Origin of the sequence: Acinetobacter sp. IK23 (genome assembly GCF_035615275.1) — a bacterium.
In the GTDB taxonomy this organism is placed as follows: domain Bacteria; phylum Pseudomonadota; class Gammaproteobacteria; order Pseudomonadales; family Moraxellaceae; genus Acinetobacter; species Acinetobacter seifertii.
Genome location: NZ_JANBNX010000018.1, coordinates 56,698 through 77,283 on the forward strand (window position 1 = coordinate 56,698; position 20,586 = coordinate 77,283).

At 38.5% G+C, this 20,586-nt stretch carries 18 protein-coding genes; 5 read left to right on the forward strand and 13 right to left on the reverse strand.

All coding sequences use genetic code 11. The annotated features are described in order from the left end of the window. Positions 1-6: 6 nt before the first annotated feature. Positions 7-702 (reverse strand): GntR family transcriptional regulator, encoded by a 696-nt coding sequence (locus MSG95_RS12840; protein ID WP_324624677.1) that lies wholly within the window; start codon positions 700-702, stop codon positions 7-9. A gap of 251 nt (positions 703-953) precedes the next feature. Continuing rightward, the gene (locus tag MSG95_RS12845) at positions 954-1,757 is read right to left on the reverse strand and encodes a sulfite exporter TauE/SafE family protein (protein ID WP_004703424.1); all 804 of its coding nucleotides are present in this window, start codon (positions 1,755-1,757) and stop codon (positions 954-956) included. Positions 1,758-1,787: 30 nt separating this feature from the next. Here MSG95_RS12845 and MSG95_RS12850 point away from each other — a divergent pair, with 30 nt between their 5' ends. Then, entirely contained in the window at positions 1,788-2,540 is a 753-nt protein-coding gene (locus MSG95_RS12850; protein WP_324624676.1) for a biotin--[acetyl-CoA-carboxylase] ligase, read from the forward strand. Between the two features lie 14 nt (positions 2,541-2,554). Further along, positions 2,555-3,289, forward strand: a complete 735-nt coding sequence (locus tag MSG95_RS12855) for a pantothenate kinase (protein ID WP_324624675.1) — start codon at positions 2,555-2,557, stop codon at positions 3,287-3,289. Between the two features lie 49 nt (positions 3,290-3,338). On the opposite strand, the gene ffh is transcribed toward MSG95_RS12855, so the two are convergent. Then, positions 3,339-4,751, reverse strand: coding sequence for a signal recognition particle protein (gene ffh / locus MSG95_RS12860; RefSeq protein ID WP_004703430.1), 1,413 nt, complete (start codon positions 4,749-4,751; stop codon positions 3,339-3,341). A gap of 140 nt (positions 4,752-4,891) precedes the next feature. On the opposite strand from ffh, the gene MSG95_RS12865 reads away from it, so the two are divergent. After that, positions 4,892-5,701, forward strand: coding sequence for a cytochrome C assembly family protein (locus MSG95_RS12865; protein WP_004703432.1), 810 nt, complete (start codon positions 4,892-4,894; stop codon positions 5,699-5,701). An 84-nt stretch (positions 5,702-5,785) separates the two neighbouring features. After that, positions 5,786-6,730, forward strand: coding sequence for a tRNA dihydrouridine synthase (locus MSG95_RS12870; protein WP_324624674.1), 945 nt, complete (start codon positions 5,786-5,788; stop codon positions 6,728-6,730). A gap of 77 nt (positions 6,731-6,807) precedes the next feature. On the opposite strand, the gene MSG95_RS12875 is transcribed toward MSG95_RS12870, so the two are convergent. The 7 genes from MSG95_RS12875 to MSG95_RS12905 all read right to left on the reverse strand — a co-directional run bounded on the left by MSG95_RS12875 (position 6,808) and on the right by MSG95_RS12905 (position 16,350). Then, entirely contained in the window at positions 6,808-7,761 is a 954-nt protein-coding gene (locus MSG95_RS12875) for a DUF6160 family protein (RefSeq protein WP_174743915.1), read from the reverse strand. A gap of 159 nt (positions 7,762-7,920) precedes the next feature. Next, positions 7,921-10,332: a DUF6160 family protein gene (locus MSG95_RS12880; protein WP_324624673.1), complete on the reverse strand. Its 2,412-nt coding sequence runs from the start codon at positions 10,330-10,332 to the stop codon at positions 7,921-7,923. A 32-nt stretch (positions 10,333-10,364) separates the two neighbouring features. After that, on the reverse strand, positions 10,365-11,090 hold the full coding sequence (locus MSG95_RS12885) for a DUF6160 family protein (protein WP_077163859.1): 726 nt from the start codon (positions 11,088-11,090) through the stop codon (positions 10,365-10,367). A 15-nt stretch (positions 11,091-11,105) separates the two neighbouring features. After that, the gene (locus MSG95_RS12890; protein ID WP_324624672.1) at positions 11,106-13,238 is read right to left on the reverse strand and encodes a hypothetical protein; all 2,133 of its coding nucleotides are present in this window, start codon (positions 13,236-13,238) and stop codon (positions 11,106-11,108) included. A 226-nt stretch (positions 13,239-13,464) separates the two neighbouring features. Further along, complete coding sequence (locus MSG95_RS12895) at positions 13,465-14,772, reverse strand: hypothetical protein (RefSeq protein ID WP_077169989.1); 1,308 nt, start codon at positions 14,770-14,772, stop codon at positions 13,465-13,467. Positions 14,773-15,071: 299 nt separating this feature from the next. Then, entirely contained in the window at positions 15,072-15,641 is a 570-nt protein-coding gene (dcd, locus tag MSG95_RS12900; protein ID WP_002120290.1) for a dCTP deaminase, read from the reverse strand. A 115-nt stretch (positions 15,642-15,756) separates the two neighbouring features. Next, a complete protein-coding gene (locus MSG95_RS12905) occupies positions 15,757-16,350 on the reverse strand; it encodes a LysE family translocator (RefSeq protein WP_324624671.1) in 594 nt (197 codons plus the stop codon). 355 nt (positions 16,351-16,705) lie between these two features. Here MSG95_RS12905 and MSG95_RS12910 point away from each other — a divergent pair, with 355 nt between their 5' ends. Then, complete coding sequence (locus MSG95_RS12910) at positions 16,706-17,272, forward strand: DUF2062 domain-containing protein (protein ID WP_324624670.1); 567 nt, start codon at positions 16,706-16,708, stop codon at positions 17,270-17,272. A gap of 31 nt (positions 17,273-17,303) precedes the next feature. On the opposite strand, the gene MSG95_RS12915 is transcribed toward MSG95_RS12910, so the two are convergent. From MSG95_RS12915 to MSG95_RS12925, 3 genes are all read right to left on the reverse strand, one after another. Further along, positions 17,304-18,176, reverse strand: a complete 873-nt coding sequence (locus MSG95_RS12915; protein WP_324624669.1) for a 5'-methylthioadenosine/S-adenosylhomocysteine nucleosidase — start codon at positions 18,174-18,176, stop codon at positions 17,304-17,306. A 142-nt stretch (positions 18,177-18,318) separates the two neighbouring features. Beyond that, positions 18,319-19,548 carry an iron-sulfur cluster carrier protein ApbC gene (gene apbC, locus MSG95_RS12920; RefSeq protein WP_324624668.1) on the reverse strand — a complete coding sequence of 410 codons (1,230 nt, stop codon included), beginning with the start codon at positions 19,546-19,548 and terminating at the stop codon, positions 18,319-18,321. Positions 19,549-19,694: 146 nt separating this feature from the next. After that, positions 19,695-20,195 (reverse strand): hypothetical protein, encoded by a 501-nt coding sequence (locus tag MSG95_RS12925; protein WP_004703453.1) that lies wholly within the window; start codon positions 20,193-20,195, stop codon positions 19,695-19,697. Between the last annotated feature and the right edge of the window lie 391 nt (positions 20,196-20,586).

Genomic DNA, 20,586 nt, shown 5'->3' on the forward strand with positions numbered 1-20,586 from the left:
CCCTAACTAACGGCGTGAGCGTCTCGCCCAAGCCAATTCAATCTGTTTCATTCGTGTCAGCGATTCCAACACAAGGTTACGTAAGTGTCGACAAAAATCTTCCATAAATAAAGCGGCTTGTTGTGATTTTCGGATCAAAATTGCATCAGTCACGAGTTTAAATAATGCAAACGCTTCTTGTAGTTCCCGCTTAGAGGTATTTAAGGTCAAAAAATAACTGCGACGTAGTGAAGGTAGTAATTCTTTATAAAATTTCATTAGGTAAGGATTAGCCACCATATCTTGCTGTTCAGCGAGATATTGGAAAATGGCATCGTAGAATTTTTCGATATCGCCTGCTTTCACATGCTCAAGTAATTGTTCTTGTAACAACTGTAATTGATCAGCTTCGTGCGCACGCCATGTTTCACTGATGCGTTGCACAATATGCCCTAATAACATCACGTTTGTATCAAACAGTGCTTTCACTTGTTGTGCAGACATTTCTGAGACAATTGCACCGCGACGCGGAAAAATTTCAATTAAATGCGTACGTTCGAGTAATAATAATGCTTCACGAACTGATCCCCTGCTTACATCGAGCTCTTTCGCAATACGAAGCTCTTGTATGCGTTCACCTTCGACCAATTCGCCACTAATAATCTGTTCGCTAATATATTTGACAATTTGCTCAGAAAGACTTTCTGTCTCTTCGAGATTCATAAATCACCCGCTACTTTTTATATGCATTAATCCATGCTTTTCTTTCGCATTCTTGTTTTTAACTGATCCCATCTATTAAAAACTATGTCATTGTCTGACAATTTTATTGCATTTTAAGCCAACCCACCCAAAATCCATACTTAAATCGGATAAAAAACCTATCTTTAGGCTTTTAAAAGCTTCAAATAAAAAAGCTTAAACTTTGTGAGTCTAAGCTTCCTTTTCTATATTTTTCTAAATAAAAGCGATTTTTAATTCATAATGCCTTTATAAATAAAGTAACTTCCAACCACCACGAGTAAACAAGCAAAGCATTTTTTTAGCATTTGTGGTGATAGAGCATGCGCAACCTTGGCACCAAGTTTGGCCGTCACAAAACTCATGACACTAATACCAATAAATGCATAGATGTGCACATAACCAATCGTGTTAGGTACAGAAATGTGCTCTTTAGCACCAAACCACATAAAGCCAATTGCACCCGCTACAGCAATAGGTAAACCACAAGCGGCAGAAGTCGCGACTGCTTTTTGCATGACTACGCCATGACGGTTTAAATACGGAACAGTTAAGCTACCGCCACCAATACCAAAAATTGCAGAGGCAATACCAATGCCACCACCTGCCATAAATTGCATAGGTGTTGAAGGAAGTTGGCGTGATGGGTCAACAACCACATTTGCGCCTTTAAACATACGATAGGCCATTACAACGGCAAAAACACCAATAAGAAGCTGTAAATGCTGACCAGATAAGAGGTCGGCAATACCCGCCCCTAAGAATGAACCAATCACTAGCCCAGGTGCCAAATTACGAAAAACAGGCCAAAGTACTGCACCTTTTTTATGATGGGCAGAAACTGAACTAAATGACGTCACAATAATGGTGGCAAGCGATGTTCCGACTGCAATATGCATGATTACCGCAGGGTCATAGTGTAACTGGGTAAAAACGACATAGAGGATTGGTACAATAATTAGTCCACCACCAACCCCAAACAATCCGGCAGTAAAACCAGCAATTGCGCCAATGAGTAAATATATGATTAACTCCATAAATGTTTTACCACTCTGCTCATATTCAACATGGATTTAGAGACTCGCCAACTACAACAACTTTTAAGCGCAAAAAACCAGCTTCCAGAAGTGGTTTTATTAAAAGCAACCACAACTTCGACCAATGATGATATTCGTGAAATTGCCAAAAAAGGCATTACAACAGGCTTGGTTTGCAGTGCTCAACAAACTCAAGGGCGAGGTCAACATCAACGGCAATGGATTTCACCTGAAGGAAACATTTATTTAAGCACATTGGTGCAAACTCGAACACCCTTAGATGGTCGCTTAGCACTTGAAGTTGCTCTAAATATTTTGCAGATTCCACAGTTACAAGCGCTGAATCTGCAAGTGAAATGGCCAAATGATTTGTATAGTACGCATGGAAAATGGGGTGGAATTTTGGTCGAACCACTTTCCCAACATCAGGCTATTGTTGGCGTAGGGATTAATTTAAAAACACCACCAGTGACTGATAGTGATCAACCAATTACCTCTTTAGAAGATTTGGGCCTAGAGCAAATGGGTCGTCTTGAGTTAATTTCAGAGCTCTATGTTGCGATTCAAAATGCTGCTCGCTGGTTTGATCATGGCTGTTACAATTTAGCGGGACGTTTTAACCACCATGCAGCATGGTTAAATCAATTAGTTCAGTTTGAACATAGTCAAGGACTGGTACATGGTCGTTTTGTTGGAATCTCCAATGAAGGTGCAGTAATTCTTGAAACTCCTGAACCTCAACAGTTTTATCAAGGTCGCTTAAGACCGCAAGTGAATCAATAAACAGGTGTTCTTCCATGAAAAGTTTATGGCTTGATATCGGGAACACCCGTTTAAAGTATTGGATTACTGAAAATCAGCAAACTATTGAACATGCAGCTGAGCTACATTTACAGTCTCCTGCCGATTTATTACTAGGTTTAATTCAACACTTTAAACATCAAGGTCTGCATCGCATTGGGATTTCTTCAGTACTCGATACCGAGAACAATCAACGTATTCAGCAGATTTTAAAATGGCTTGAAATTCCTGTTGTTTTTGCCAAAGTGCATGCTGAATATGCAGGCTTACAGTGTGGTTATGAAGTTCCGAGTCAACTCGGGATTGACCGCTGGTTACAAGTACTCGCTGTTGCAGAGGAACAAGAAAACTATTGCATTATTGGGTGTGGAACAGCGCTTACGATTGATTTAACGCAGGGTAAACAACATTTAGGCGGTTATATTCTACCTAATCTGTATTTGCAACGTGACGCACTGATTCAAAATACCAAAGGTATTAAAATTCCAGATTCAGCTTTTGATAATCTGAACCCGGGCAATAACACCGTAGATGCAGTACACCACGGTATATTATTAGGCCTCATTAGTACCATCGAAAATATTATGCAGCAATCTCCTAAAAAGCTGCTGCTGACTGGTGGTGATGCCTCTCTTTTTGCTAAATTTCTACAGAAGTACCAACCTACTGTTGAAACAGATCTTTTACTTAAAGGGTTGCAACAATATATTGCTCATTACCCTAAAGACTAAAACACAGAACAAAATAAAAGGCGCTCTGAGCGCCTTTTATTTTATGAATTTATTTCTTTTGGTCGTTGTTACCAAACAGTGGTCCCATTCCGCCACCGCCGCCGCCAAATTGCTTTTGCATATTGCCTAAAGAACGCATCATTTTGCTCATACCAGATGGATTCGCAAATTTCTTCATCATTTTAGCCATTTGCGCTTGTTGCTTAATGAGTTTATTCACTTCCGCAACATCCATACCACAACCTGCCGCAATACGCTTTTTACGACTTGGGTTCATCAGGTCAGGATTACGGCGCTCTTTAACAGTCATTGACTGGATAATAGCTTCCATCTTTTTGACTTGTTTTTCAGGGTTCGCTTGCTCAATTGCTTGCTGAATTCCTGCACCGCTCATGCCAGGCAACTTGTCTAAGAAGCCCATCATGCCGCCCATTTTTTTCATTTGCTCAAATTGCATTAGCATATCTTCAAAGTTGAAGCTTCCGCCTTTTTGCAATTTTTTCGCCATCTTTTCGGCTTTTTCTTTGTCGATTTTACGTTCAACTTCTTCGACTAAAGAAAGTACGTCACCCATACCTAAAATACGTTGGGCCACACGATCCGGATGGAATGGCTCTAAGGCATCGAGCTTTTCGCCCATACCCAAGAACTTGATTGGCTTACCAGTAATCGCACGTACAGAAAGTGCCGCACCACCACGCGCATCACCATCAGTTTTGGTAAGAATCACACCTGTAAGTGCCAAAGCATCATTAAATGCTTTAGCAGTATTTGCAGCATCCTGACCTGTCATGGCATCAACCACGAACAGCGTTTCAGTCGGCTTAACTGCTGCATGCAATTCTTTAATTTCGTCCATCATGTCTTCATCGACATGTAAACGACCCGCTGTATCGACAATCAGCACATCAGCAAACTGGATTTTTGCCTGTTCAATTGCACGGTTAACGATGTCAATTGGCTTTTCAGAAGGATCTGATGGAATAAAGCCTGCACCAACTTCTGCCGAGACAGTTTCTAACTGTTTGATCGCTGCTGGACGGTAAACGTCGGCAGAAACCGTCATTACTTTTTTCTTTTGACGTTCTTTTAAGAAACGTGCCAATTTGGCAGCAGTTGTCGTTTTACCTGCACCTTGTAAACCGGCAAGTAATACAACAACTGGAGGTTTCGCACTTAAATCCAGTGTTTCATTCGCCTCACCCATCATCTTGGTGAGTTCGTCATAAACAATTTTTACAAATGCCTGGCCTGGAGATAACTGAGTCATCACTTCTTGGCCCAATGCCTCTTCCTTAACTTTCGCGATAAATTCACGAGTTACAGGTAACGCGACATCGGCTTCAAGAAGAGCCATACGTACTTCACGTAAGGTATCTTTAATATTGTCTTCGGTCAGCTGCCCTGAGCCAGTAACATTTCTTAAACTCTGTGTGAGTCGTTCTGTTAAGGTATCAAACATTGCAAAATCCGCTTAAAATGGCTAGTTGCAAAAAAATCTTTCTCGAAATAGAAAATTTATGCATAGAATGCTATAGGATACTTTAGTTCGCAGCGAATTTATATCTTATCTAGATGAATTAATCCTGAAAAAGGTTTGACATGATTAGCCTCCCCTTGGTTTACACAATTTTGGCACTCATCGCATATACCACTTCTTTCTGGTATCTGTTCATACGTTTAATGTCAAAACGTGAACCAAACCCATGGTTATTTGCTTTTGTTACAACCTTGGCACTGCTATTACACGGTACAGTTTTATGTAATGCCATGCTGACACCATTAGGAATTAACTATGATGTTTTTAATTTAGTCTCTTTTACATCATGGCTTATGTTGTTGTTAAGTTTAATTTTTAGTACTTTTCGTCCAATTGTACCTTTAAACTTACTCGGTATTCCTGTAGCAGCGATTGGACTTATTTTAGGTTTTGGCTTTAGTAAACCTGATCAATTTATTGAACAGCATTCGTTAGGCCTAGATACGCATATTATTCTTTCACTTTCCGCCTATGCAGTTTTACTGATGGCAACCATACATGCGATCTTGATATGGTTCCAAAATCGTGAACTCAAAAAGAAACAAAAAAAACGCTTTTGGGTCAATTTACTCCCTCCAATTCAAGCCATGGAATCGTTGTTATTTGACTTAATTATTACTGGTTTTATTTTACTCACAATCGCTCTCGCATTTGGCTTTTTAACTGTTGATAGTTTCTTTGCTCAGCATCTCGCTCATAAAACCGTATTTAGTATTATTTCATGGATTATTTATGGATCATTACTGATTGGCCATTACAAACTCGGATGGCGCGGTCAAAAAGCGATTCGTTTTACCCTAATTGGCTTTGCCCTTTTAGCAATTGGTTTTATTGGCAGTAAATTTGTACTCGAAATGATATTAGGCCGATAAAACAATTAAAATTTCAGCACTACTAGACAGCGTTATACATATCCCGTATAACGCTGTTTTTGTTTTAATCAGGTGGCACAGACTGTGAAACTCATACTCGCTCCAATGGAAGGTTTAACTGACCCGATCATGCGGGATACGCTCACATCTGTTGGCGATTTCGACTGGTGTGTAACCGAGTTTATTCGAGTTACAGACAGCATTTTGCCTGACCATATCTACTATAGTTTTTGCCCTGAGTTAAAGAACGACGGTAAAACAGCAGCAGATACACCTGTTCATGTGCAGTTCTTGGGAAACAATCCAGATATGCTGGCAGCAAATGCAGCAAAAGTGGTTGAACTAGGTGCTCCTGCGATCGATCTTAATTTTGGTTGTCCTGCCAAAACCGTAAATCGACACCGAGGTGGTTCTGTACTTCTTGATGAACCAGACGTGGTACATATGCTTATTAAAGCTGTCCGTGATGCTGTACCAGAGCATATTCCTGTTTCAGCAAAAATGCGTTTAGGTTATCTCGATGAAAACCACACCATGGAAAATGCCCATGCGGTTGAAGATGCTGGCGCAAGCTGGTTAACAGTACATGCGCGAACTAAAGCAGATGGCTATACACCACCAGCTTATTGGGAAAAAATTCTACCAATCAAAGAAGCTTTAAAAATTAATGTCATTGCTAACGGCGAAATCTGGAACAATGCAGATGCAAAGGTCTGCCAACAGCAATCTGGTTGTGAAGATTTAATGATTGGTCGCGGTGCTGTAACGACTCCTGATTTAACACAATGCATTCGTAAAAATATGGATGAGGCTTTATTTAGTTGGGAGCAACTGGTTGACTTACAAATCCGTTTTTTAAATGGTCAGGCAAAAACAGAAATTGGGATGGTTGGTCGTTATAAACAATGGTTAGGTATGATGACCAAAGCCTACCCTCAAGCCAAAGAACTGTGGGACCAAGTTAAACGAATTAAAGCTTTAGATGAAATTGTTCAACAGTTAGAACGAACCAGCTCATCACTTAGCTAATTACTTTAAATTTATAAAAGAGGGTGACTGTTGATATAGCCACCCTCTTTTGGTATTTCAGGTTAAGTAATTATTTTTTAAAAACCGCTTACTTTCATTTTAAAGTCAGTCACTGAAGCGCCTGTAACTCCAAAACTCCCCATAGACCCGTTAGGTAAATTATTAAAAGTTGTTGTACTTTGTGTTGCTAAATTTCCTAAAGTGACATTGTTAAGCGATGCATCAAATTTACTAGATGCACCTGTATTACCAAAAGTTAATCCTGTTGGATCGACCCCAGCATAAAACCCATCAAGAAGAAAACCTGTAGCTGCATTTGTTCCTGCAAATTTAAATCCAAATGAAGCACCTGTAGTATCGGACACTAACGTAATTGGACAACCCGCAGCGGCAGAACAAATCGATTGAAGTGCTCCACTAAATTTAACCATAACAGACTGAGCAGCATGCCCCAACTGAATGTTTAAACGAGGTTTATTGGTTTGCACAAAGTTAATATCAAGATTACCTGTAGAGCGAACAAGCTCCTTTACTCCTGTATTTACCGTGGTTCCCGAACTAAAAATAGATTTTGGCGCATAACTAGTCACCACATAATCAGCAGGGCTAGATACTGAAGTATTAGGTGCCAAATAAACTGAAAATGGTGTAAGTCGAATCCCATTTACGTCACTACCCATCGTGACAGCTAAATTTACAAAAGGCTTACCCGCACCTGCATCGGTATCAATAGCAATATTAAAAGAAGGATTGGTCGATACAGCTGCTTTAATAAACTCTATGCTTGGAACAGGATTCGTAGAGTTCCCTGCAATGACAACACCAGCTTTACTATTGTAAGACGTAGAGGCGATGCCATTGGTATCAATCAATGCAACCTGATTAAATTTAACTTTATCGGCCTGAATGCCTAGCGTTAAACCATTTTGACCTGTCGCCGCTGAAAGACTTTGGTCATCCAAAGGCTGCATCGCAAAAACACTTGAACTACTGGTAAGTAATAACCAGCACACTATATTTTTATTTTTCATGTCGCTCTAATCCTTAAGAGACAAACGTTTATTATTTGTTCAGATTATCAGAATAATAGATGGGTACAAAACAATTATCGATATAACCCGACGAATGCAAATCCAATCACATTCAAAATAAATTTTTATAAAAAGTGGCGATATCGCCACTTTGCTTTATTAGTTAAAAGCACCATTTCTCGGCACGATGCTAAAGTTACTATTTAAACGCCCACCCGTAATAGCAAGCTCACCTAAACGTGCACCTGCACCTGTTGAAGGTGGATAGAAATTAATATCTTTAACACGTAAAGCACCGTCAATACTTTTATCTGGGTTAAAGTAGACTGCGGTATTTACCCCCACTTTACCTAAACCACTTGCTGTATCTTTGCCCACTACTAAAGCAGTATTAAACGCTAGCTTACCAGTAATATTATCAAAACCAATTGCCGAACCATCAATTGGGTCACTAATTTGAACTGTATTTCCAGTTGCTGTGGCTGGCATTGTGAAATCACCGAGTACAGTTAAAGCACTACCATCAGCGATTGAACTATTCGGCACAATCGATAAATTTAAATCACCGCCTAAGCGTAGTTTTAAGCCAAATAAAACGTCATTATTTCTGGCAAAGTTATCAATGGGTGAAGTACAAGACCCTGTTGCTGGACAAGTTTTATATTTAGCTCCTGGCAAATAGCCCGCAGCAATTTCAGTTGATAAAGCAATGAGCATCTCTCTTAAACTAATATTGAGACTGCCATTTTCTAAACCAATACTGCCATTACCTTTTAAGAACATATCGATATTACGTAAGCCCATGTAATAGTCGGTAGGATTGCCTGCATTATTAGCATTTGGAGAACCATCAATTAATAAAATTGAAGTTGTTTTTGTACCGCCTGTATCTCGACCTGTTGTTCCAACAGCGACACCAAATCCTAAACGCGAAGTTGTTCCGGAAGTACCTACAACATTTTGAATGGGTTTACCGTTAGCATTTTTTGTATAGTAAAAAGCGCTATTTGCAGGCGCATCTAAACCGTAAACTGCAGCATTGGCATTTAAATTATAAAAAGGTAAAGCCAAGCCCCATTCGTTAGTTAAACCGTTATCTGCAAATTGATTGGCAGCAGCAACATTCGCACTTGTGGTAAAACGACCTCGTCTTGAAAATGCTTGAAACTCTGCTCCACGCATTGCAAGAATTAAACTAAATGGATTAGTTACTGTATCGCGGTGAATATTATGTTGATAATCGGCGGCAGTTGTTAAAGTACCCGCCCCTAAACGAATACTGTTTAAGGTCGCATTATTTGGCATTAATAATGTTTTTGTATCAGCAAGATTTAAATAAATATTTCCGCTATCAAAATAACCACGCGTAGCTGAGTTAAGACCTGTTAAATTGCCGAACTCGAAACCGTAAGCATTTAAACCTGCCCCACCAATTTCTAAAGTCGTGGCTTTACCATCTGAACCCAGCATTGAGTCATTATCTTTAGTGAATTCACCTTTCATACGGAAGGCAATTCCAGTATTACCCAAAATACTATTACTTGAGCTCGTACCCGAAGCAGTATTTGCAGTACCTAAAGTTGTAGTATCTGAAGAACCATCCATACCGCGGACTTGTAAATAACTATTTACCATACGTCCACTGGCACCTAGCCGAATTAAACCTTTTGAATTTTGCGGTGTATTGGTCGCATCTAGTCCATAAGGATTAGTTTTATCAACATTAGAGCTAAGCATTACTTCAATGTTAAGACCCGAATTAGTCGCTTTACCATTGCTATCTACATACGTACCAGCTGTTAAGCCCGAAGCTGAGTCTGCTACCCGATTAAAGTCTACATAACCATAAGTCGTACTTGGTGTTTGCCCAACAGCAGCTACATTTGATCCAGTATTCGTTTGTAAAACAATGCCCCTAACGGGATCGATGAACATGACACCTTTACCAACAAAATTAAAGTTAAAATTCTTTAAAATTAGCTGGTTAAGCTGACTACGGGCATCTAACTGTCCTAAATAAATATTTGCGTTATTTATTCCTAATGTCATATTTGACTGGCTATTTGGACTAAATAGACCATCTTGAGTAGTCAGTGCTAAATTTAAAGGAGAAGTTGTTTGTATAGCCAACTGCCCTAGCGTAGGTGAGCATGTAGCAGAGCTATTACAAACTTTAACGCTATTTACTGTAATGAGGGATGGGCTACTTTGCATAGAAAAATCAATGCCAGCTTTACCTGTAGCTGTATTACTTCCCACATCTAAACGGTAGTTTGTTCCTAAGGTTTGAGTGGACGCATTACTTTTTTGTATTTTTACGCCACTGGCTTGCGCTCTTAAAACCTGATCAGCACTTGTTGGTGTGCCCGCATGGTCATCCCAATAAGCATTATCAATATTAATTTCATTAAAAGTCGTTTGAATCGAGATTCCATCTTGACCGTTTACCGCGCTCAAATCAGCATCTGTTAAAGCTTCTAAAGCAAACACTTGCCCACTCACTAACAACATGCTGGTTGCTAATGTATTTAAAATAAACTTTGAGCTGTGACTTTCTTTATTTTTGTTCATCACTTCAGTTCCTTTGAAATCTACATTAAGCGTTAACAACGGGGATGGCTACCATCACAGCTAAACACCATGACTTTTCCTTGAATTGCCAAATTTCCGTTCATCATTAAGCCCATAAAGCCTGTTTCACGTCCATAGTCATAGGCTGAAGGTGTAGCCGTTGCAACTTGCTGATTTGCACTATTTGCAGTTGCCGCATACGTTGGCTTTTTGAAATATGCATAATCATACATATTGGTACTTGAGCCTTGGGTCGTGGTTGAGCTTGTAAAGTTATCTTGCTCAATAGATAACGCGTTAAAACCAAAGTTACGGATTAAAATCGGCTGTGCTGCACTAAAACTAAGTTGAATCGCAGGTTTTATAATTTCGGTATTGGTTTTATCAAGATACTTTAAATCGGCACCATCCAAACCCATTTTTTGAATATTTAAAGTTCCTTGTACGCCTTTAAACACCAACCAAAGTTTATTACCACTATCACTATTTTCGGCCCAACCACTTGGTTTAGTCGCATCTGCTTGCACAAAACGCTTATTAATTGCTAATCCAATATGGCAGAACTCAACATTTTCACAAACACCACCGCTACCATTATCAAATATACCGTTACTGGTTTGGTTTAAATTGAGCATTAAAGACAAATCAGCACCAGCTTGGCCATTAATCGCCTGTAAAGCATCATTATCCAAGGTTTGTAACTCTGCATGAGTCGCAGTTGCACACAGAGTAAGGAGTAAAGCAGTTATTTTTTTCATCGCATTATCCTCCTCTTATAGACCTTTTGTGGTGAGTTTTAAATGCTGAATGAGTAAGCCATCTACCACAGCAGAACCTAAATTGTTCAGAGGAGTAATGTTATTTAATGCAGGCGCCTGATTCGCAGTTGGAATTACATAGCCAGTCGTACCATTACTACTTCCAATTAAATCATTGACTACAGCATTTCGTGACGTCAGCCAAGGAATAGACGCGTTACTCCAGTCACGGTTTGAAGTAGTACCATAAATTGGGGTTGAACCAGAAGTACTTGTACACCCTAATACGCCAGAGCATTTCGCCGCATCAGCAGGTTTTGTTGTTGGATTTGTAATGACCCAGGAACTAGTCCCTTGGTTATATTCCCACTGATATAAATATCCAACAGCACTATAACCACAATTTGAATTAAACAGACCGCAACTATAAGTTTGATTCCAAACTTGAGTATTCTGTTGTCTTTGTTTATAACGGACTTCTGTCATGGTTGCAGAGGTCGTTCCAGACACAGAGTTAGTCAATGACACTAGACTACCAGCAGAAGTTCCAGAAACTTGTGTACCTGTTGAAATTAAGCGACCAAATGAAACTCCTATTGCACCTTCACTTGTATCTGCTAATAAGGTTTTCCCATTATCAGGGCTGTAAACTGTCCCGATTGCAATACTACTATGCGTAGGATTTGCACAAGAATAAACGTTACAAGTAGAACCTTTATATGTAGTATCAGCACCAGTGTAATCGGTGTAGATCTGTTTATATATTTCCGGCTTATTCGCAATTCGTGCAATTTCTATACTAAAGTTTTTCCCATCAGAACCTAAAATAAGGGGTTGATATAAATTACCTAAGACCAAGTTAATATTTGGATTGTATAAATACAAACCTTCAGTATCTGCAAACTTCGGTGCTACAGCACCTGTAGCATCTAATGCTGGTGTATATAAATTATTTGATGCATTTGGTGAATCTGAGGTTTCACGGGTACTAAATCGTAAGACTTTACTTGTATCATTAAAAGCACTTCTAATCTTACTTGAAGTTTTTGTATCTGTTCTTGTACGATTTTCTACATAATAGCGACAGCCACGTAGTGTACTAAAGCTTCCTGTACCACTATTACCACAATCTCCACTGCTACTTGTACTTAAGGTTGAATTTGCACCGGCATGTACTGTTTGCCAACCATTATTGGTACTTGTTGCATAGGTTTGGGTTTGACTCGTAATATTTTCAGTCACAATGCTTGTATTTTTACTATCGCCCGTATTTAAGCGTACTAAGCCAGATATTCCCAATGTATTGTTATAAAAAGGACTCATTCCCCCTGCAGTAGTTGCTCCCCCTAGCGTTTGGAACATACTAATCTGACTACCATTTAGACTAAAGCCATTTAGAATACCTTGTAACCGTAAACGGTTCGCACGACTTGTATCAATGCTGGTACCAATTAATCCATTACTATTGCCATATTGAAATTGTGCTAAAGAACCATTTGTAGTTGCCACAATATTAGGGTTTCGTACAAATGCATCAGCCCATAAACCTAATTTTAAATTATATGCATCTGCTCCCGCTGCACCATCAATCGTAGGCTGATATAGAGGAGCCTCTAAAGATAAATAGGTAACAGGATAACCACCACTATCTGTAGTGCTAAAGTTAGGAATATTATTCGCAGTTTTTACTTTAAATACCCACGGGTTCGCACCTGTTCCCCAGCTTGAAATCGCTGCTGCTGTTGCAGTATTGGCAATACGCGAGTTTGCATCACCATCTGACTTAGAAAGCGCTAAGCCATAAAGAAAGATATCCGCTTTTCCGACCGCTTTATCTTCAGGTCCAACAGAGCCATTACCACTGGTATCAGCGGCTGCCACACTCAAAGGACCAACAGGTACATAGTTAATGTAGCCTGTATCTTTACTACGGTCGGTAATAATCTGATTTACAGATTCATTGGGGCCAGCACCACGGAATACCATAAATGCATTTTGGGGTAATATTGCAATACCCTCACCCGTAGTTTCACTTAAACCGGCATCAGAAAGCTCTTCAAGAGCAAAACTCGATTGACTTAAACAAAGTCCAATTAAACTTGCTAAAACGGTTTTTTGAAAACTGACCGTATAATTAAGTGTAGTCATCGTGACCTTCCTGTTTTATACGATGCCGCGCACCATATTTCTTTTTCTTTAACAGTCCTTGATGTGAGATAAAATCATTTCCTTTTTCATCTCACAGGGGCAAACTTTAAAAAATTGCCAACCTTTCCACATTTCCATTATGCTGAATATTTACTCAAATGCAAAATGAAATGAGCAAAAATATATTTTTCCGATGAATGAAAAATAATAAATGGCATTACCGCAATTAACAGAATTTTAAAGAACCATAACAGTTAGAAGAAAAACTCTGTTTTTGTAATACTACATTAGTTAAAGCCATCGAAGCTGGTGTTTTACCAGTCAAATCAACCGTTCCAACAGGAAGATTTCCTGCAATTAAACAGTTCGTTGCTAAAGCTCCGCAATCTACTGCATGACCAGGACTATTTAAGAAAGCACTGACTTGTCCTAAAGCATCAACGATAGTCGAAAGTGCAATGTCAACGCTTCCTGTTGGTGTAATTTGACCAATATCAATTGGGTTTGTAAGTTCTAACCACCATCCTGTTTGTGCAACCGAGGCCGCCTCTGGCCATAATATATTTACACCTTGCACAGATAAATAACCAGCCGATCCATTTAATTGCGCAGCATGGAAGTAACCTAAACTTTGTTTAATTGCAACGTTAACATCCAGATTATCTACAGAACCTGTTACATTACCCGAAATCGGAATAGGAATTCCTAGTACTGAGGCTGTGGCATTTAAAGTTCCTGTAATAGCCAGACCACCAACTTTCGCAGTCGCATTTAAGTTTGCAGTATTAATACGCTTACCCGTAATGATTTGCTGACCCATCGACAGCGTACCAGTACCTACACCCAAATTTAAATTATAACCAGTAGAAGTAAATGGAACCGTTGCACCTTGCCCTAAAACAGTTGCTCGACCAGTAATCGCCGTATTTGTCTCATCTTGGGTAATACCATAATAAGGATTTGTGGTTACGGTTCCACCTGTTGGTTTAGTCACTAGGTATCCACTCAATGAGTTAATACCACTCGCAGCATCACCATTTTGTAAACCAAAAGTGAGCAAACCAGAAAGTGATTTGGCACTTAAGCGGAAACCCTGTATTTCACGTGTAGAAGCTGAATTTGGGTTTTTAACCGCGAACTCTAAAAATGGATTGGTAATAACAGCAGATGACGCAGCTCGCTCTGCACTAGTACTATCGACAGTACCACCACTTAAGCTCAAGTAATCAATATCAATATCGCATGCCCCTGCTCCATTAACACCACCACAACCTAATTGTAATTTTTTAATGTTGGCATTCAGTTCTAATTGAGCATCTAGAGCAAGTCGATAGAATCCCATGTTTCCGTTAGTACTTGAATTACTTGCAGCATCGGTAGGCGCAATATAAGACATACTCATCAAGGCTTGGCCACGAGTAGCTGACAACTCAGCATCTGACATTGGAACTAAGGTAGAACCAGCATAAGCAGAAGAAAAGCATAAACTTCCAAGTGCTAGAATAGCTACATGAAGGGACTTAAACTGTCGCATGACCGACCTCCGTATCCTTGGGGGCATAATCTAATTTAATTTCTTTTTATTTGGCTTCTCTTGCTTTAACCTTAAATTAAATACATAAAGAAAACGCCGATATTTACGATCTAGTTTCTTTTAATTTGTGTGATACAACTCAAAGAAACAAATCAATTATTGATCATTTTATATCATTTTTTACAAAAGAAAACGTTCATTTATTAATATTCCGATGAACGCCAGTTTCTTTACTTTTCAACAAAAATAGGCCACTTAAAGTGACCCATTTTTAGAATTTAATCTAAATTAAAAACAACTTAGGTTTTAGGAAGTGTCACACCAGTTTGACCTTGGTACTTACCACCACGGTCTTTATAAGATGTTTCACAAACTTCATCACTTTCAAAGAACAACATTTGCGCTACACCTTCACCAGCATAAATACGTGCAGGTAAATTGGTAGTGTTTGAAAACTCTAAAGTCACGTGACCTTCCCATTCTGGTTCTAAAGGCGTCACATTGACAATAATACCGCAGCGTGCATAAGTCGATTTACCGAGACATACGGTCAAAACATTACGCGGGATACGGAAATATTCAATTGTACGTGCTAAAGCAAATGAGTTTGGCGGGATAATACAAACATCAGACTCAATGTCGATAAAACTTTTATCATCAAAATTTTTCGGATCAACAATTGCAGAATGTACGTTAGTGAAAACTTTAAATTCGCGGGCACAGCGTACGTCATAACCATAGCTAGAGACCCCGTAAGAAATCAATTTTTCGCCATTCTTATCAAAACGGACTTGATTCTCTGCATAAGGTTCAATCATGCCGTGTTTTTCGCTCATTTCGCGAATCCAACGATCAGACTTAATAGCCATGTATTTTCTATCCAAAAGGTAATTTCATTGATTGCGACGTACTTTAACGTAAAAAAGCAATTATGAAAACAATGCTTGAGCTACTCTTCTCGATAAGAATAGCTCAGTAAGACTTTTAAAGGTTTAATAAAGCAGAATAGCTAATCGGAATTGAGAAACTCACTAAGATCAGCGAGGCTGTTTTTTGTAAATTCGATTGATTTAACCAACGTACTTTATTGCCTGCCAAAATTGAACCCAAGAAAATCCAGAACAATGCAATCGGTGTAATTAACCCTAAATAAGCCAGCATATGAATGAAATAAATATGAAAATCAGTCCATGCTGTAACAGGGAAAATCGCTGAAGCAAAAAGTAATGCTTTAGGGTTGAGTAAAGTTGCACAGAACAATTCACGCGGGCGAATAGTTGGCTGATCTAATTCAAATTGCTGATTGGCTGTATGCCATAATTTAATAGCTAAAAAAATGATGTAACAAGCACTTAGTAATTTAAGCATAGGAGGTAAGAAAGGAAGTGTTGCGGATACCTTCCCAATTAACATTCCCCAAGCTGAAATAGAAATTACATATCCAAGGACTTCTGCCGGAATTAATTTCGCAGACTTTTTAAGACCTACTTGTACTCCTGAAGATGCGAGTAAAGTATTGGTTGGGCCTGGGGTAAGTAAAATTGTGGCAACTAAGCCAATAAATAGCCATGAAATCATTGAATGACCTCACAATGTAGTCATTTCAGATTAATAGATATTTTTCGCCAAGGCAAAATCTAATTGTAAGACAATTTTTTTAAAAATTAACATTCAATATTTTAAAATCAATATTAAACAATAAGATATGCATTTTTTAAAAATTTTAATCTAAAAAACTTAGCAGTCAGTTGTTGAACTTTGCGTACCAAATTGTATTAAGTAATATAAGTATTTTTATTTAAAATCTATTTTTACCTCGAAAAGATCTATAATGAATTATTACTGCAGTAAGTTTAATTTTTAAGCTTTCAATAAGTTTCAATTAATATATTGTTTTTTTGTGTTTATATGAGTCACTAGACTCTACTATCCTATGATTATGGCAAAGCAATTTTTTCAGTCTTGGCTTCCTTCTCCAGAGAAAGTTTCAAATATGAAATTTTTAAGGATTTTTGGGAAAAAAACCCTTAATCCTGTGCTTTGGTATGTCAACCGTAAATCAATTACAAGAGCCGTTTTTGTAGGAACGTTTTTCGGTTTACTGCCTATTCCATTTCATAGCGTTTTTATTGTGATGGCTGTATTGCTATTTGAAGTGAATTTGCCTATTAGCCTAATGCTTGCTTGGTTGAGCAACCCACTTACGCTCGTCCCTATTTTGTATGTTGGATTCTGGTTTGGTTCGCATATTTATCATGTACATATGATTAATAAAAAGATGCTTTTAGGTGTACTACATCAAATTTCTAGGTGGATTACTCACTTTGGTCATGGTCATATAGATTTCAGTCTCGCCAAAATCTTAATGTCAGGGCTTGTAGTTGAAGCATTTGTATTTGCGATCATACTTTATGTAGTGACTGAAGTTTTTTGGCGTTGGATGGTCATTCGAAATTGGAAAAGTAGAATTGGGCATAAAAAACAAGAAGATGCTCTATAAGAGTTCATCTTCTTGCCATATATTTAAATTATTATTTTGCTAGTTTAGATTTCATATATTCTTCAGCCACATTAAGCACATAGTCTTGGCAAGCCTCTCCAGTACCTGGGTCATATGCGCCATTATTGGTAATATTATTAGATAAAATTCGAATTCCTAAGAAAGGAACATTAAACTGGCTTGCAATTTGTGCAACCGATGCTGCTTCCATTTCCTCAACAGAGGTACCATAACGTTGATGGAAAAATTGAATACGATCCAATTCATTATTCCAAACATCTGCTGATCCAATCGTTCCTTCAACTACTTGGCCTTTGTCATAACGAACTTTATGGGCCGCCATTAATAACCCTTTATCGCCTTCAAATTTGCGAATTGCAATCGGTTCAGGATCAGACTCATCGGTTGGTAAAACATCAAATGCTTCAACCCAAGTGAGTGAATTTGATCCAGCTCCTAATGGTTGTTTAGGAGTTCTAAATGCACCAATATTAGTTGCGTACTTTCCTAAAACAATATCGTAAACATGTAGATCTGGGTCATGTCCACCTGATGTCCCCTGATTAATAATTGCAATCGGCTTATAACGCTCGATGGCTAAAGCTGTTGCAGCAGCAGAGTTACTCATACCCATACGTGTTTTGGATATAATCATTGGATAACCATTGTGTGTTCCTTTCCAAAAGGTCCATCCACCAACATTTTCAACAGTCACATTCTGTAATTTAGCTGCCATCTGTTGCGATTCTACAGGTAGAGCACCTTGAATAATAATCGGCTGTAGTTTCTGTTTCTGCTCTTCAACTGTCGATGTTTGTGAGACAGTTGAGTTGTCATTATTGCATCCCATTAAAAATACCGCGCTACATAAACTGATGACGCCCAAAGTATATTTAAATTGCATTTTTCACCTATTTCTTTTTAAAAGCGTAAACTAGCAATCTACATGCCAATTTCAAGATTAGCTTTGTTATTTAGATTCAGTAATTTAAATTTTACTTTTAACCGAACAATAAAAAACCCGACTTAAAGTCGGGTCAAATGAATCAAAAGATTCGCTTATCATCACGTGTGCGTTGAGGGATTTTTTCAATCTGTTGCCATAATGCTTTAGCAATATCGATATAACTATCAGCTGCATCATCCATTGCGACAACACTCGGTTTACCTTCATCCGCATGTTCACGTATTTGGGTATTTAAAGGTAAACGACCTAATAATGGAATATGGTACTGCTCGGAAAGCTTATCACCGCCACCAATACCAAAAATTTGTTCTTCATGACCACAGTTCGAGCAAATATGAGTCGACATATTCTCGACGACGCCTAATACAGGTATACCAACTTTATTAAACAACTCAATTCCTTTGGTGGCATCCAATAAAGCAACATTTTGCGGAGTCGTCACAATAATTGAGCCAGTCACAGGAATACGCTGTGCAAGCGTGAGTTGAATATCACCTGTACCCGGCGGCATATCAATCATCAATACATCTAAATCTGGCCAAAGTGTTTGATTAAACAATTGCATTAGAGCACCTGTTGCCTTCGGTCCACGCCATGCGACAGGTGTATTGTTATCACCAGTGAGATGTCCAATAGAAAGTACAGCCATACCATATGCATCTAAAGGTACAAAATTTTCACTTTCAATAAGAGGTGTTTTGCCAGCATTACCTAACATGGTTGGAATACTTGGGCCATAGATATCGGCATCTAATACCCCAACCTTGAGTCCCATTTTTTGTAAGGCAAGTGCTAAATTGACCGTAGTAGTCGATTTACCAACCCCACCTTTACCAGATGAAACCAAAATAACGTTCTTAATTCGAGGATGAGCTGGAACATCTCTTTGTTGAGGAGCAGCTTTTTGAATCGGTGGATTGTTTGGATCAGGTTCAGGCTTAGTTGAAGCATCAACTACCGGTGGTAAGTTCGAATTTTCTTTCGGTGCTTTAGATGAACAACCTTGATCTGCGCTTTCTTGTGCAGGGCGCTTTTGCTGAACTACGTGCAAATTAAGTTCTTCAATACCACACTTTTCTAAGGCATCGGCTAATTCATCATGAATTTGCTGCAAATGCTCTTTTTCATCAGGAAATGTATTAATGGTGAGTTGTAGAACTCGACCTTGCACCTGAAGCTGACTAATGCGCTCTTTTAAGGCATCTTTGGAATGGGGTAGCAAATAATTTTGGAGTACGGTTTGGATTTCATCTTCTTTCACTTCTTGTGCCGGTGAAAAAACAGACTTTAATGAAGAAAGCCAAGACATATTGTTTACTCCAAAAACAGATCATTACAGCTTATTGGAGCTAGTGTAACAGTATTGGTCCGTACTCGCTCAACTCGAAATGAATAATTGCTAATTTTAAAGCCTCAACATTTGAGTGAGCAGCACGGATTTTAGTTTAAATCAGCTTATTCAGCAGAATCGTGATTTTTTAACTTATTCAGTTTATCAGTTGCTGTTTTCTTCAATTCATCAAACTTTGCAGTTGCCTGCGTTTTCAATTCATCAAGTTTTGATGCAGCTTCTTCCTTCAATTCTGCAGCTTTGGCTTTAGCATCATCAAGCTTATGGGCCGCTTCAGTACGTAAGTGATCAAACTTATCTTGCAGACTATGCTGAGCATCATCAAGTTTGCCTTTCAAATCAGTGGCTTTATCTTCAACAGCATCTTTTGCAGAAGCCTGTTTTTCTTTTACATTGTCCTTCAAATCATCCAAGGCTTTTTCACCTTGTGCTTTTGCATCTGCTGCCTTTGACTTTAATTCATCTACTTTATCTTCAACAGCATCTTTTGCAGCGGCCTGTTTCTCTTTAACATTTTCCTTTAGGTCATCTAAAGCTTTCTCACCTTTTACTTTTGCATCTGCCGCTTTTGCCTTTAATTCATCTAATTTATTTTCAGTAGTCATCGTTGTTATCCTCATCGTTAATTAAAAAAATTACCTGAAGTAAGTTAATAGTTATACATCGTTATGACTTATTTTCTGACCGTAACTGCAATTTGAAACAAAGACAATACAGGAAGATTCAAATATTTTTTGATTTGTTTATCTTTTCTAAAGAGAAATAACTTTTAACTTAAAATACGTTTTGCTCTCCCTTGCTTCTAGCCAAAGATTATTAATCTTTGCTTATCCAACTACTCAAGCTTAGCTCTTGTCTTGCACTCGCCCCCTTTTTTTTCCGGGCATTGAACTATAGTGTCAATATTTGTGAATAACTCTATATACAAGCCATACAAGATTTATTAGTATCTATTAAATCATTGACACATGTCAACAAAGTATAAAGGAGACTACT

What these genes read in the sequence shown, in the direction of transcription:
- apbC (WP_324624668.1), bottom strand. Translation starts at nt 19,548, where the DNA reads ATGTCTTGGCTTTCTTCATTAAAGTCTGTTTTTTCACCGGCACAAGAA.
- MSG95_RS12845 (WP_004703424.1), bottom strand. Translation starts at nt 1,757, where the DNA reads ATGGAGTTAATCATATATTTACTCATTGGCGCAATTGCTGGTTTTACT.
- MSG95_RS12875 (WP_174743915.1), bottom strand. Translation starts at nt 7,761, where the DNA reads ATGAAAAATAAAAATATAGTGTGCTGGTTATTACTTACCAGTAGTTCA.
- MSG95_RS12915 (WP_324624669.1), bottom strand. Translation starts at nt 18,176, where the DNA reads ATGCAATTTAAATATACTTTGGGCGTCATCAGTTTATGTAGCGCGGTA.
- MSG95_RS12865 (WP_004703432.1), top strand. Translation starts at nt 4,892, where the DNA reads ATGATTAGCCTCCCCTTGGTTTACACAATTTTGGCACTCATCGCATAT.
- MSG95_RS12885 (WP_077163859.1), bottom strand. Translation starts at nt 11,090, where the DNA reads ATGAAAAAAATAACTGCTTTACTCCTTACTCTGTGTGCAACTGCGACT.
- ffh (WP_004703430.1), bottom strand. Translation starts at nt 4,751, where the DNA reads ATGTTTGATACCTTAACAGAACGACTCACACAGAGTTTAAGAAATGTT.
- MSG95_RS12840 (WP_324624677.1), bottom strand. Translation starts at nt 702, where the DNA reads ATGAATCTCGAAGAGACAGAAAGTCTTTCTGAGCAAATTGTCAAATAT.
- MSG95_RS12880 (WP_324624673.1), bottom strand. Translation starts at nt 10,332, where the DNA reads ATGAACAAAAATAAAGAAAGTCACAGCTCAAAGTTTATTTTAAATACA.
- MSG95_RS12855 (WP_324624675.1), top strand. Translation starts at nt 2,555, where the DNA reads ATGAAAAGTTTATGGCTTGATATCGGGAACACCCGTTTAAAGTATTGG.
- MSG95_RS12910 (WP_324624670.1), top strand. Translation starts at nt 16,706, where the DNA reads ATGATTATGGCAAAGCAATTTTTTCAGTCTTGGCTTCCTTCTCCAGAG.
- MSG95_RS12895 (WP_077169989.1), bottom strand. Translation starts at nt 14,772, where the DNA reads ATGCGACAGTTTAAGTCCCTTCATGTAGCTATTCTAGCACTTGGAAGT.
- dcd (WP_002120290.1), bottom strand. Translation starts at nt 15,641, where the DNA reads ATGGCTATTAAGTCTGATCGTTGGATTCGCGAAATGAGCGAAAAACAC.
- MSG95_RS12905 (WP_324624671.1), bottom strand. Translation starts at nt 16,350, where the DNA reads ATGATTTCATGGCTATTTATTGGCTTAGTTGCCACAATTTTACTTACC.
- MSG95_RS12925 (WP_004703453.1), bottom strand. Translation starts at nt 20,195, where the DNA reads ATGACTACTGAAAATAAATTAGATGAATTAAAGGCAAAAGCGGCAGAT.
- MSG95_RS12850 (WP_324624676.1), top strand. Translation starts at nt 1,788, where the DNA reads ATGGATTTAGAGACTCGCCAACTACAACAACTTTTAAGCGCAAAAAAC.
- MSG95_RS12890 (WP_324624672.1), bottom strand. Translation starts at nt 13,238, where the DNA reads ATGACTACACTTAATTATACGGTCAGTTTTCAAAAAACCGTTTTAGCA.